This is a genomic window from Neptunomonas marina, assembly GCF_004005935.1.
In the GTDB taxonomy this organism is placed as follows: Bacteria; Pseudomonadota; Gammaproteobacteria; order Pseudomonadales; family Balneatricaceae; genus Neptunomonas; species Neptunomonas marina.
The window spans coordinates 489566-502730 of record NZ_SACQ01000001.1 but is presented as its reverse complement, the minus strand read 5'-3'; the positions used below and the strand labels follow the sequence as shown (position 1 = coordinate 502730).

General features: G+C 49.4%; 11 protein-coding genes. 2 read left to right on the top strand and 9 right to left on the bottom strand.

Features of this window, described 5'->3' with window-relative positions; all coding sequences use genetic code 11:
• Positions 1-44: 44 nt before the first annotated feature.
• The 9 genes from nqrM to EOE65_RS02285 all read right to left on the bottom strand — a co-directional run bounded on the left by nqrM (position 45) and on the right by EOE65_RS02285 (position 8963).
• Positions 45-284, bottom strand: a complete 240-nt coding sequence (gene nqrM, locus EOE65_RS02325) for a (Na+)-NQR maturation NqrM (protein ID WP_127692676.1) — start codon at positions 282-284, stop codon at positions 45-47.
• Between the two features lie 7 nt (positions 285-291).
• Complete coding sequence (locus EOE65_RS02320) at positions 292-1317, bottom strand: FAD:protein FMN transferase (RefSeq protein WP_127692675.1); 1026 nt, start codon at positions 1315-1317, stop codon at positions 292-294.
• A gap of 6 nt (positions 1318-1323) precedes the next feature.
• A complete protein-coding gene (nqrF, locus tag EOE65_RS02315; protein WP_127692674.1) occupies positions 1324-2550 on the bottom strand; it encodes an NADH:ubiquinone reductase (Na(+)-transporting) subunit F in 1227 nt (408 codons plus the stop codon).
• A 35-nt stretch (positions 2551-2585) separates the two neighbouring features.
• Positions 2586-3194, bottom strand: a complete 609-nt coding sequence (gene nqrE, locus EOE65_RS02310; protein WP_127692673.1) for an NADH:ubiquinone reductase (Na(+)-transporting) subunit E — start codon at positions 3192-3194, stop codon at positions 2586-2588.
• On the bottom strand, positions 3194-3853 hold the full coding sequence (locus tag EOE65_RS02305; RefSeq protein WP_127692672.1) for an NADH:ubiquinone reductase (Na(+)-transporting) subunit D: 660 nt from the start codon (positions 3851-3853) through the stop codon (positions 3194-3196). Before EOE65_RS02305 ends, nqrE begins: the two co-directional genes overlap by 1 nt.
• A 2-nt stretch (positions 3854-3855) precedes the next feature.
• Positions 3856-4635, bottom strand: a complete 780-nt coding sequence (locus tag EOE65_RS02300) for a Na(+)-translocating NADH-quinone reductase subunit C (RefSeq protein ID WP_127692671.1) — start codon at positions 4633-4635, stop codon at positions 3856-3858.
• Entirely contained in the window at positions 4625-5833 is a 1209-nt protein-coding gene (locus EOE65_RS02295) for an NADH:ubiquinone reductase (Na(+)-transporting) subunit B (protein WP_127692670.1), read from the bottom strand. Before EOE65_RS02295 ends, EOE65_RS02300 begins: the two co-directional genes overlap by 11 nt.
• 10 nt (positions 5834-5843) lie before the next feature.
• A complete protein-coding gene (locus EOE65_RS02290) occupies positions 5844-7187 on the bottom strand; it encodes a Na(+)-translocating NADH-quinone reductase subunit A (protein WP_127692669.1) in 1344 nt (447 codons plus the stop codon).
• A 333-nt stretch (positions 7188-7520) separates the two neighbouring features.
• Positions 7521-8963, bottom strand: a complete 1443-nt coding sequence (locus tag EOE65_RS02285; protein ID WP_127692668.1) for a glyceraldehyde-3-phosphate dehydrogenase — start codon at positions 8961-8963, stop codon at positions 7521-7523.
• Between the two features lie 178 nt (positions 8964-9141).
• On the opposite strand from EOE65_RS02285, the gene mfd reads away from it, so the two are divergent.
• On the top strand, positions 9142-12597 hold the full coding sequence (gene mfd / locus EOE65_RS02280) for a transcription-repair coupling factor (RefSeq protein ID WP_127692667.1): 3456 nt from the start codon (positions 9142-9144) through the stop codon (positions 12595-12597).
• Positions 12594-13160 (top strand): CsiV family protein, encoded by a 567-nt coding sequence (locus tag EOE65_RS02275; RefSeq protein WP_127692666.1) that lies wholly within the window; start codon positions 12594-12596, stop codon positions 13158-13160. Before mfd ends, EOE65_RS02275 begins: the two co-directional genes overlap by 4 nt.
• The last annotated feature ends 5 nt before the right edge of the window (positions 13161-13165 follow it).

Sequence of the window (13165 nt, the reverse complement as noted above, 5' to 3'; positions counted from 1 at the left end):
GTGAGCACTAAATTTTTCTTATATCGTGTTACTGCAAACGCCTATTACTTCAGCTCGTAGCTGAGCTCGTCGGCTTTTTTTATCTCTTCAATACGACGCGCTTTCTCATCTTCATCGTCGCAAATAGTCTTATCACCGCCACAAATATCACAGGCTGTGTCCATTCCGAGCGATGCCATACCGCCGCATGAGCCAGCAATCGGCTTACGCCCCATCAAAACACCAACAGACATCGCGACAATAATCAGAAGTAGAAAAGCGAAAACTAGAACAAAGGTTTCCATAAATACCTCACTGTGCCAGACGCGCTTTGAAGCCTGGCGTCATTAACTCTTCAAAACCGGAGTCGGTTTTGGCAATAAAATATGCGTCTATATCATTAGCAAGAGCGAACGCGTAAGCGCGCTGCTCCCCCATCACCGAAAATGCAGTAGCTAAAGCATCCGCTTCTGCGCATGTTGGCCTCAGAACTGTGACCGATGCCAGCTTGTGGTTAATGGGCTTACCTGTCGCCGGATCAATAGTGTGAGAGTATCTCACACCCGCCTCTTCAAAGTAATTGCGGTAGTCCCCCGATGTGGCGATCGCTACATCGGTGGCCATCAAGATCTGCTGCACTTGGCGCGAACCCGCCGTAGGGCTTTCGACGGCAACTTTCCAAGGAACATTGTTCGGCTTCATACCTTTTGCACGAAGCTCTCCCCCTATCTCAACTAGATAGCTAGCAACGCCTTTTTTATCGAGCAACTCTGCTACTTTATCGACTGCATAACCTTTCGCAATTGCCGAAAGGTCAACATATAGGCCACTTTCCTTGCGAATAGCACCTTCTAATATCTGGAGCTTTTGGTAGCCTATATTCGCACGCAACGCTGATATTGCTTCATCAGATGGTGCAGAGATAACACGCCCGTCGGGGCCGAACCCCCAAAGATTAACCAACGGTCCAACGGTAACATCGAAAGCCCCATCCGTTCGTGAGCTAATATCCTGCGCCAGCTTAAGCACATCTAAAAGAGCATTGGATACCGGAACGGGCTCATCTTGCTCGAAACGGTTAAACCGCGATAACTCAGAGTCCGCAATGTAGGTAGACATCGCCTGATTAATATCGATGAGCAATTGATCCACTTCACTCTGTAGCTGAGCGGCTTGATTCGCATCATACGCTAACCACTTAACCGAGTATGTGGTGCCCATCGTCGGGCCTGCGATAGACTGAATAGATTCTTTTGTCTCGCTTGAGCAGCCAAACAGAAACAAAAAGGCCAGCAGCAAAGCTGCCGGCCGATTTGGGATACGCAAAAAAGCATCCATCAGCGATTAACCACCGAAGTCATCCAAGAAGATGTTTTCACGCTCAACACCAAGGTCGAGCAACATCTGGATTACCGCGGCGTTCATCATTGGCGGTCCACACATGTAATACTCACAATCTTCGGGCGCTTCGTGGTCCTTCAGATACTGCTCGTACAATACATTGTGGATAAAGCCTGTTAGACCATCCCAGTTATCTTCTGGTTGAGGGTCTGAAAGCGCTAAATGCCACTGGAAGTTATCATTCTCATCCGCCAACATATCGTACTCGTCATTGTAGAAGCACTCACGCAGGGAGCGGGCACCATACCAGAACGAGATCTTACGCTTAGACTTAAGACGCTTAAGCTGATCAAAGATGTGAGAACGCATTGGCGCCATACCAGCACCACCACCGATAAATACCATCTCATTATCCGTATCTTTAGCGAAGAACTCACCAAACGGACCGTAAACGGTAATCGTGTCGCCTGGTTTCAGGTTAAACACGTATGAAGACATTTGACCCGGAGGCAGGTCATCTTTACCTGGAGGCGGAGAAGCAATACGGATATTGAATTTAACAATACCCTTCTCTTCAGGGTAGTTTGCCATTGAGTATGCTCGGATAACCGGCTCATCAACTTTGGATACAAACTTCCAAAGATCGAACTTATCCCAGTCGCCACGGTACTCTTCTTCGATATCGAAGTCTTTATAGTTAACGACGTGCGCTGGGGCTTCTAGTTGAACATAACCACCTGCACGGAAGTCAACGTTCTCGCCTTCTGGCAAGCGTAGTGTCAGCTCTTTAATGAAAGTAGCAACGTTAGGGTTAGACTCAACCGTACATTCCCACTTCTTAACACCAAAGATCTCTTCTTCAAGCTCGATATTCATGTCCTGCTTTACAGCAACTTGACATGATAAACGCCAGCCTTCTTTCGCTTCACGCATTGTGAAGTGGGACTCTTCTGTTGGCAGCATTGAACCACCACCATCAAGTACCTGACACTTACACTGTGCACAAGTACCGCCACCACCACATGCAGAGGGTACGAAGATACCTGCGCCAGCCAGTGTCTGAAGCAACTTACCACCAGCAGGTACTGTGATCGCTTTCTCAGGATCATCATTAATGCTGATCGTCACCTCACCTGAGCTGACCAGCTTAGAACGAGCCGCCAAAATTACTGCTACCAGTGCAAGCACCACCACAGTAAACATGACAACTCCAAGAATGATCGTATTCATATTATCAATCCTTCCTTTAAACCATCATGTTTGGCTTACAGCTGTACGCCAGAGAATGACATGAAACCAAGAGACATCAGACCAACAGTAATGAAGGTAATGCCTAGGCCACGCAAACCCGCTGGCACATCGCTGTACTTGAGTTTTTCACGGATACCCGCCAACGCAGCAATTGCAAGCGCCCAACCGAATCCAGCACCCACGCCATATACGACGCTCTCGCCAAATGTGTAGTCACGCTCAACCATAAATAGTGCTGCCCCCATAATTGCACAGTTAACTGTGATCAAAGGCAGGAATACACCCAGTGCGTTGTAAAGTGCTGGAAAGAACTTATCCAAGACCATCTCTAGAATCTGCACAATCGCTGCGATTACACCGATATAAGAGATATAACCTAGGAAGCTCAGATCTGCTTCAGGGAAGCCAGCCCAAGCCAGTGCGCCTTCGCGCAACAAACCGTTATAGATCAGGTTGTTGACCGGTGTAGTGATCGCCAAAACGACAATAACAGCGATACCCAAACCGATAGCGGTTTGTACTTTTTTGGAGATTGCCAAAAATGTGCACATTCCCAAGAAGAATGCCAACGCCATGTTTTCGACAAAAATCGCCTTAATAGCAAGACTGATATACTGTTCCATTACACAGCCTCCTTCTTGGTATTTGGAGCCATTTCGAACTCAGGTGCTTCCACCTGCTTTTTATCGTAAGTACGGATAATCCAGATGAAGATACCGATCAAGAAGAACGCACTTGGCGGTAGCAACATCAGGCCGTTAGCAGGATACCAGCCGCCATCTGTAATCAGTGGCAGTATTTCGTAACCAAACAGTTTTCCAGAGCCGAAAAGTTCGCGGAAGAATCCAACAAAGATCAAAACCGCACCATAACCCAGACCATTACCAAGACCGTCCATGAAGGAGATACCTGGAGGGTTCTTCATCGCAAACGCTTCGGCACGGCCCATAACGATACAGTTAGTAATGATCAAACCTACGAATACAGAAAGCTGTTTCGAAACGTCATACGCTACCGCTTTCAATATCTGGTCAACAACAATTACCAACGACGCGATAATCGTCATCTGACAGATGATTCGAATGTTGTTTGGAATATGGTTGCGAATCAAAGATACGAACATGTTAGAAAACGCAGTAACGGCCATTACCGCAAGTGTCATAACAAGTGCTGTATTCAGGTTCGACGTAACCGCTAGCGCCGAGCAGACACCAAGGATCTGCAAGGCGATCGGGTTATTTTTTACAACCGGTGTGGTTAAAACTTCTTTAGCTGCAGACATGATTACACCCCTCCTGCCTTCAGATTAGCTAGGAACGGAGCATAGCCGTTCTCGCCCATCCAAAACTCGATCAGACGTGTAACACCATTACTCGTCAGCGTAGCGCCAGCTAGACCATCGATCTGATGCTCAGCGTTCGGCGAACTAGGATCAACCTTGCCTTTCACAAGACCAAGTACAGGCGCGGTAGAGCCTTCATCATAGACTTTCTTACCCGGCCACTGAGCCTTCCAGATAGGATTATCTACTTCACCACCTAGTCCCGGTGTTTCAGCATGTGAATAGAAGCCTAAACCAACAACTGTGTTCAAGTCGCCCTCTAGTGCTAGGAAGCCATAAAGCGTAGACCACAGACCGTAACCATGAACAGGAAGGATAACCTTCTCGATTTTCCCTTCTTTTTCAACAAGATAAACAGTTTGGTAGTTCGCTTGGCGCTTGATAGATGCGATATCTTTGTCACGTGGTAGTGCTTCAGATAGCTGCGGATCTTTTGCAGCTTTACGCGCATCATATGTTTGAGGATCAACAGCATCCGTGTACTTGCCTGTCTCGAGATCAACTACCTTGGTAGTGATCTGTTCGAAAGACTCATCAACAGACTTGCTCGGATCCAGCAGACCAGCCGCAGCCAAAATATTGGTGCGCTTGTCTAATAGTTTGTTCGCCTCTTGTTGTGGCTTTAACAGCACAGCAGCCGCAGATACGACAACGGAGCAGATCACACACAAAAGGACAGTAACGGTAATCGTTTTACCGATAGTATCGTTATTAGCCGACATTTCGTGCCATCCTCCGCTTGATATTTGCCTGTACGACAAAATTATCGATCAACGGTGCGAATAGGTTTGCGAACAGAATCGCTAGCATCATACCTTCAGGGAAGGCAGGGTTAACTACACGAATCAATACAACCATTACACCAATCAGCGCACCGAAGTACCACTTACCCTTGTTCGTCATCGAAGCTGACACAGGGTCAGTCGCCATGAAGAACATGCCGAATGCGAAACCACCAAGCACTAAGTGCCAGTAGAACGGCATTGCGAACATTGGGTTAGTATCAGAGCCGATAATATTGAACAGCACACTGGTTGCGACCATGCCTAAGAAGACACCTGCAACGATGCGCCAAGCAGCAATCTTAGCGATTAACAGCACTGCACCACCGATAGCGATAGCAAGGGTAGACACTTCACCAACGGAACCTTGGATCGTACCGACAAAGGCATCCATCCACGTCAAGTTCTGCGCGAGGATTGCATCGATACCGCCAGCAGCTGCCAGACCAAGTGGTGTCGCACCCGCGAAGCCATCCACCGCAGTCCAGATTGCGTCACCAGACATCTGCGCAGGGTAAGCGAAGAACAGGAACGCACGGCCAGTCAAAGCTGGGTTGAGGAAGTTCTTACCTGTACCACCGAATACCTCTTTACCAATAACAACACCGAAGCTGATACCTAGTGCTACCTGCCATAGAGGAATCGTTGGCGGAAGGATCAATGAAAACAGGATAGAGGTTACGAAGAAACCTTCGTTAACTTCGTGACCACGCTTCATCGCAAAAAGCACTTCCCAGAAGCCACCCACTACGAATGTTACTGCGTAGATAGGTAACCAGTAGGTCGCGCCATGGATGAAGTTATCCCAAATACTGGATGCATCATAACCTGCTAATGCAGTGATGATAGCACCACGCCAGCCTTCAGCTTCTGCCAAGCCCATCTGAGCCATAGCAGTATTTGCTTGAAAACCAACGTTATACAAACCCGCGAAAACAGCTGGGAACGTACACATCCACACCATGATCATCATGCGCTTGAGGTCGATACCGTCACGCACGTGTGCAGACGCTTTTGTCACGCTGCCAGGTGTATAGAAAATGGTATCAACCGCTTCGTAAAGCGCATACCAATTTTCGTACTTGCCGCCTTTGTGGAAATGCGGCTCCATCTTGTCAAGAATATTTCTGATGCTCATATGGCGCCTCTTAGGCCTCTTTTTCGATGCGCGTCAGATTGTCACGAAGGATCGGACCGTACTCGTACTTGCCTGGGCAAGCGAACGTGCAAAGTGCCAGATCTTCTTCATCCAACTCCAAACAACCCAGTTGCATCGCAGTGACGATATCGCCAGTAACTAGCGCGCGCAGCAATTGAGTTGGCAGAATGTCTAGCGGCATGACCTCTTCAAACTGACCCACCGGTACCATCGCACGCTCAGATCCGTTGGTTGTCGTTGTGAAGTTAAATGTCTTGCTAGATGACATAGACGACGTAAAGATATTGAGGATCGAGAACTTGTTGGCGCCAGGTGTCAACCAACCCATAAATTCGCGCTTATCACCCTCTTCCAACACAGACACCTGTGTTGAATAACGGCCTAGGTACGCTAATGCACCCGCCGCTTTACGACCATTCCAAACGGATCCGCTGATAACACGGTTGTTATCACCTTTCAATAAACCACTGGTAAGATCATCTAAACTCGCACCTAAACGAGTTTTTAAGATAGCTGGCTTATCTACTTGCGGGCCGGCAACAGCAACAAAGCGTTCAGTAAAGATACGACCTTCTGTGAACAGCTTGCCGAACGCTACAACATCTTGGTAACCAATTGTCCAAACAGTCTTAGCTTGAGACACTGGATCCAAGTAATGAATGTGCGTTCCAGCGTTACCTGCAGGGTGCTTACCCTCAAACTCCTCAACTGTCACACCTTCAACAGAAGGGATATCAGCATTTGGTGCTTTACACAGGTAAACAGCCTTATCTGTCAACTTAGTCAGTAACCGCAGACCATTCTTAAAGTCTTCAGAATACGCAGCAACAAATAGTGCTGGATCACCCGCTAGAGGGTTTGTATCAATAGCAGTTACAAAAATAGAAGACGGCGTGTTATCGGTAGCAGGCACTCTGCTAAAAGGACGCGTACGTAACGCTGCCCACAGGCCTGACTCGCTAAGTTGTGCTACAACCTGCTCGCGCTCTAAAGCGTCCAGCTGCGCTGCATCCACTTTAGCAAACTCAACAGCCTCTTCCTCTGCGTCCAGTTCAATAACAACGGACAGCAGACGACGACGTTCGCCACGATTAATTTCTTTGACAATACCAGCGCCCGGTGCCGTATAGTGAACACCTTCGGTTTTCTTGTCGGAAAAGATCACTTGACCGAGTTTTACTCGATCACCCACCTTAACGGCCATTGTCGGCTTACAGCCAACATAGTCTGGTCCGCATACGGCAACCGATCGAACTACCGAAGTTGCAGCAGAAACCGCTTGCTCCGGAGCACCCGTTATCGGTAGATCCAGACCTTTTTTGATCTTGATCATACACCTCACCCAATCACGATTAAACTTGTTCGAGATTTGGTTCTCACCACCACCAGATTATGGATCACAGGAACACTGTGCCTGCCACCCTTCTGATTTTGTTATTCGGAAAACCTTAAACCCCACCAAAAAACTTTGTAAGTATACCTGAGCCGCAAGCCTCGAATCCACTCAGTGTTACCTTAAAATTGTTGCGACATTGTGATTAGCGCGCTTTTTTTATTTTTTTGGGGAAGTATCAGCTTCGTACTTGATGAGAATATGACCAATAGCCTAGAGATAGCCCACAAAAAAGGGCTGCATTATGCAGCCCTTTTCTTTTAAAACAGCAAGTTAGCCATTCTTTTTCGCTTTCGGGAACGCCGGTAGAGTCACGTTCGCCATTTTTTGCGCCATGCGAATAACCTGGCAGCTATAACCGAACTCGTTATCGTACCAAACGTACAATACACAACGATTTCCGTTCACGATTGTTGCTAGCGCATCAACAACACCTGCTGCACGCGAACCAACGAAATCAGAAGAAACTGCTTCTGGAGAGTTGCTGTAGTCGATCTGCTTTTGCAATGGAGAGTGTAGGGCAACTTCGCGCAGGTACTCGTTTAGCTCTTCTTTGTTTGTCTCTTTTTCAAGATTCAGGTTAAGAATCGCCATAGAAACGTTTGGCGTTGGTACACGGATTGCGTTACCCGTCAGTTTACCTTCCATTGCTGGAAGTGCTTTAGAAACCGCCTTCGCAGCACCCGTTTCCGTCAGAACCATGTTCAAGCCAGCAGCACGACCACGGCGATCACCTTTATGGTAGTTATCGATCAAGTTCTGGTCGTTAGTGTATGCGTGAACGGTCTCAACGTGGCCGTTAGCCACACCAAAACGCTCATTGACTGCCTTAAGAACCGGCGTAATTGCGTTTGTTGTGCAAGAAGCGGCAGATAGCACGCGATCTTCATCATCGAAATCGTGATGGTTTACGCCCATAACGATATTCTTCATACCCTTACCAGGAGCTGTCAGCAATGCGCGCGCAACACCCTTAGATTTCAGGTGAAGAGACAAGCCTTCTTGGTCACGCCAGATACCCGTGTTATCGATGACGAGCGCGTTGGAGATACCGTATGCTTCGTAGTCAACCTGATCAGGACCATCAGAGAAGATAACCTGAATTGGGTTGCCGTTTACGATCAGCAAATTACGCTCTTCATCGACTTGGATAGTACCCTTGAAAGAACCGTGCACTGAATCACGACGCAGCAAGCTAGCACGCTTCTCAAGATCGTTCGCCGCTTTACCCTTACGTACTACGATAGCACGCAGACGCAATGACTGACCGCCACCTGTACGTTCGATCAACAAACGCGCCAGCAAGCGACCGATGCGACCGAAACCGTAAAGTACAACATCAGTACCTTCACGAGAGCCTGTACCAATAACTGGAGCCAACTCTTCAGCCAAAAACTCTTCCATTGAGCGGCCATTCGCCTCTTTGGAATATTTAACAGCTAATTTACCGATATCAACGTGAGCTGTGTTTACGTCTAGCTTCTGCAGCGCTTCAAGAACTGGGTAAGTATCTTTTACAGTCAGCTCTTGTGCTTCAACTTGACGCGCAAAGCGGTGTGCTTTTAGTACGTCAATAACAGAACGCTTAACGATGAGCCTACCGTAAACGGATGTCTCAATATTGCGGTCACGGTAAAGGCTGCCGATCATAGGAATCATTGCTTCAGCGGTTGCTTCGCGGTCTTTCCAATCAGCGAATACTTGGTCTTGGCTCACGGTTATCTCCAACATTTACGTCAGTATAAAAAACTGCGGCGTATTATCCTCTTTTCTGACTCTCCGGGCAAATCGGGGCCTTCTAGACTTTAGCAGTGTCAGAAATCAGCGACTTATATCTCTTTGACGCCACAACAGGTAACATACGCAGCCGCTGATAACTGTGATGAAAAGGAGTATGTCCGTGACGCAACTCAACTTTCCCTTACCGCAAAAAGCAGGGGATACGAAATGGGTCGGTCAAGTTCACGATAGCGCCATAGGCTTATTGGTCGCGCAAGCTACAAGCGAGCACGCCGCCCCGACGCTGGTAATCACACAAAATAGTGAATCAGCCGCGTTGCTAGAGGCCGAGATCCGCTTCTACGCTGGGGAATCGCTTGAAATTCTGCCCTTCCCCGACTGGGAAACGCTGCCATACGACACCTTCTCCCCACACCAAGACATCACATCGGCTCGCATTAGCACTCTGCATCGATTACAGCAGCTCAAGCAGGGCATAGTTATTGTCCCAGTGAGCACCCTGCTGCACCGCATCGCGCCCAGCGAGTTTCTGGCTGGCCACACACTCATGCTGGATACTGGCCAGCAACTAGACATAGAAGCACTACGAACTTCGTTAAGCAACGCCGGCTACCGCGCCGTAGAGACTGTTTTCGAGCACGGCGAATTCGCGATCCGCGGCTCGATCATCGACCTTTTCCCGATGGGTTCAGAGACGCCCTATCGTATCGACCTATTTGATGATGAGATCGATACACTGCGCACCTTCGACCCTGAATCGCAGCGCTCGATAGACAAGATAGACAACATCCGCTTACTGCCTGCGCGTGAGTTTCCGCTGACACCTGCCGCGATCTCTCGCTTTAAACAAGCTTGGCGCGAGGCGTTTGATGTGGATCATCGCCGCTGCCCAACATACAGCGATGTCAACAACGGCTTTGCTCCTCCGGGTATCGAATACTACCTGCCGCTTTTCTTCAGCAGCACTGCAACACTCTTCGACTATTTACCGAACAATAGTCTTGTGATTAGCGAAGGCAACTTAGAAACATCACTGAAGACATTTTGGGCGGATGCCGAGAGCCGATATGAAGACCGCCGTCACGATATCGAGCGCCCAATACTGGCACCACTGGAGATCTTCTTACCACAAGAGGAGTTTTTCAGTGCACTGAAGCAGTTTTTCCGCCTACAAACATTTCAAGACGCACAACCGGACACTGCCGGACACACCAACCTCGCCTGCAAGAAGTCGGAAGAGCTGTCAGTTAATGCACAATCCGCCACGCCACTGGCGGCATTGGAGGCAAACCTTAAGCACAATCAAGGCGAGAAAGTGATTTTCTGCGCCGAGTCCGCCGGGCGCCGGGAAGCGTTGCTTGAGCTACTCAAGCGCGCTGATATCACACCGACCGTGTGCGAGTCATGGCAAGCGTGCCAAGAGAGCGACCAATCGCCGCTTCTAACTGTTTTCCCTCTCAGCCGGGGGCTACACCTGCCGGGTATCGTGCAGGTGATTGTCGAACCCCAGCTATTCGGTCAGCAAGTCTTCCAAAGCCGCCGCCGAACCCGAGAAAAAGACCAATCAGATCTGGTTGTTCGTAACCTTGCCGAACTTGCAGTTGGCGCGCCGGTAGTCCACGTCGATCACGGTGTTGGGCGTTACATCGGCTTACAAACGATCGAGCTAGACGGCCAAGCTAACGAGTTTGTTGCACTCTCTTATGCGAATGATTCGAAACTTTATGTACCGGTTTCGTCACTACACCTTATCAGCCGCTACTCGGGCGCAACGGACGAGCTTGCACCGCTACACAAACTTGGCACTGAGCAATGGAGCAAAGCTCGCCAAAAAGCGGCTGAGAAGATTCGTGATACGGCAGCCGAACTGCTCGACATCTATGCTCGCCGAGCTGCGCGAAAGGGCTTCAGCTTTGCTGATCCAGACCAAAGTTATGCCCAGTTTGCGGCTGGCTTCCCGTTCGAAGAAACACCGGATCAAGACCTTGCCATTCAAGCCGTATTACGCGACATGACCTCTGCACAGCCGATGGATCGCCTTGTCTGTGGCGATGTCGGTTTCGGCAAAACCGAAGTGGCAATGCGTGCAGCGTTTATGGCGGCAGCCTCCAATAAACAAGTAGCTGTGCTTGTTCCAACAACACTGCTTGCCCAGCAACATTTCGAGAACTTCCGCGACCGCTTTGCTGATTGGCCCGTAAACGTTGAGCTTATTTCACGCTTTAGAACCGCTAAGCAGCAAGATGCCGTTATCCAAAAACTGCATGATGGTCAGATCGACATTATTGTGGGCACCCACAAGCTACTCCAATCGAGCGTCCAGTTTAAAAACCTGGGCTTAGTGATCATTGATGAGGAACACCGATTTGGTGTCCAACAGAAGGAGCGCTTAAAGTCGCTGCGCTCGGAGGTTGATATCCTCACAATGACCGCCACCCCTATCCCACGCACGCTAAACATGGCCATGTCTGGTATGCGCGATCTCTCGATTATCGCCACACCGCCTGCCCGACGCTTAGCCGTTAAGACGTTTGTCCGCGAGAGCGACCCCGCCATCGTGAAAGAAGCCATCTTGCGTGAACTGCTGCGCGGCGGGCAGGTTTACTACCTTCACAACGAGGTCAAATCGATCGAGAAAACCGCTGAAACCCTGCGTGAGCTTGTCCCCGAAGCGCGCATTGGCGTTGGTCACGGCCAGATGCGTGAGCGCGAGCTTGAACAAGTGATGTCAGACTTCTATCACAAGCGGCACAATATTTTATTGTGCACCACGATCATTGAAACCGGGATCGATGTCCCTAACGCCAACACCATTATCATTGATCGCGCCGACAAGTTTGGCTTAGCACAACTGCATCAGCTGCGCGGCCGCGTGGGGCGCTCCCACCACCAAGCCTATGCTTACATGCTGACACCACACCCGAAAAGTATCTCCAGCGATGCAAAAAAACGCCTTGAAGCGATCGCACAAGCAGAAGATCTCGGTGCAGGCTTCACACTGGCAACACATGACCTTGAGATCCGCGGCGCAGGCGAACTGCTTGGTGAAGAGCAAAGCGGCCAGATTCAAGGCATCGGCTTTACGCTTTACATGGAGATGCTAGAGGACGCCATCCAGTCGATCAAAGAGGGCAAAACACCCAATATGGATAAGCCTCTGCAGCATGGCTCAGAGGTTAATTTACAACTTCCGGCATTGATTCCCGACGATTATCTCCCGGATGTTCACAACCGCCTAATCATGTATAAACGGATCGCCAGCGCAGCAACCGATGCTGAGCTGAAAGAGCTACAGATCGAGATGATCGACCGCTTTGGAATGCTCCCTAATGCAACTAAGAACCTGTTCAGGCTAACTTCGTTAAAACTCTTGGCGGATGCATTGGGCATCATTAAACTGGAAGCTGGCTCAAAGAGCGGCAGAATCGAGTTCGACAGTGACCCCAAAGTGGATCCGTTCACGCTCGTCACTCTGGTGCAAAAACAACCACAAAAATATAAGCTCGAAGGCGCTAGCCAACTGCGCTTCTCGCTCGATATGGATGACTCAGAACAGCGCTTCGCAGCCGTTGAGTCGTTACTTAAGGAACTCGGCAAGGTAAACGGATGAGAACTCTAATTCACAGCATTACGGTTGCACTACTTCTCTTAGCTAGCGCAACCGCCAGCGCGGCAACATACTACGGCATTGAAGTGATCATTTTCAGCCGCGACAGTAGCATGACTGATGAGCTGTGGCCGGCACCACAGCAAACACCTGCGTCGGGATTTAGTCTTGCAGAGAGCGGCTACCGCGAGCGCTCACCTGCTAGCTTCTTTCTAAAATCCACCAGTCGACGTATCGAAAACGCTGCCGGGCATCGCATCCTGTACCACGGTTCATGGTCTCAACCGGTGCTTAAAAGCCGCAACTCCAAGCCGGTTGCCATTCGAGCAGGCTCGGTAATGCCAGATGGATTCTATGAAGTAGAAGGCGCTATCACTGTGGATCGCGGCCGCTATCTTCACTTCAAACCTAACCTTCAACTGCGTCGAAATGTTGTGATGGCAGATGGGTCAACACAAATGATCACGACCACGTTAGATCTTCCGCGTCGTATGCGCTCCAAAGAAGCCCACTATATCGATCACCCGTTATTTGGCATGGTTGTATACGCCGTACCGCTAAACTGAGTTGA

Bases quoted from the DNA above. Each gene is read 5' to 3' on its own strand.
- nqrM (WP_127692676.1), bottom strand. From the start codon at position 284: ATGGAAACCTTTGTTCTAGTTTTCGCTTTTCTACTTCTGATTATTGTC.
- EOE65_RS02320 (WP_127692675.1), bottom strand. From the start codon at position 1,317: ATGGATGCTTTTTTGCGTATCCCAAATCGGCCGGCAGCTTTGCTGCTG.
- nqrF (WP_127692674.1), bottom strand. From the start codon at position 2,550: ATGAATACGATCATTCTTGGAGTTGTCATGTTTACTGTGGTGGTGCTT.
- nqrE (WP_127692673.1), bottom strand. From the start codon at position 3,194: ATGGAACAGTATATCAGTCTTGCTATTAAGGCGATTTTTGTCGAAAAC.
- EOE65_RS02305 (WP_127692672.1), bottom strand. From the start codon at position 3,853: ATGTCTGCAGCTAAAGAAGTTTTAACCACACCGGTTGTAAAAAATAAC.
- EOE65_RS02300 (WP_127692671.1), bottom strand. From the start codon at position 4,635: ATGTCGGCTAATAACGATACTATCGGTAAAACGATTACCGTTACTGTC.
- EOE65_RS02295 (WP_127692670.1), bottom strand. From the start codon at position 5,833: ATGAGCATCAGAAATATTCTTGACAAGATGGAGCCGCATTTCCACAAA.
- EOE65_RS02290 (WP_127692669.1), bottom strand. From the start codon at position 7,187: ATGATCAAGATCAAAAAAGGTCTGGATCTACCGATAACGGGTGCTCCG.
- mfd (WP_127692667.1), top strand. From the start codon at position 9,142: ATGTCCGTGACGCAACTCAACTTTCCCTTACCGCAAAAAGCAGGGGAT.
- EOE65_RS02275 (WP_127692666.1), top strand. From the start codon at position 12,594: ATGAGAACTCTAATTCACAGCATTACGGTTGCACTACTTCTCTTAGCT.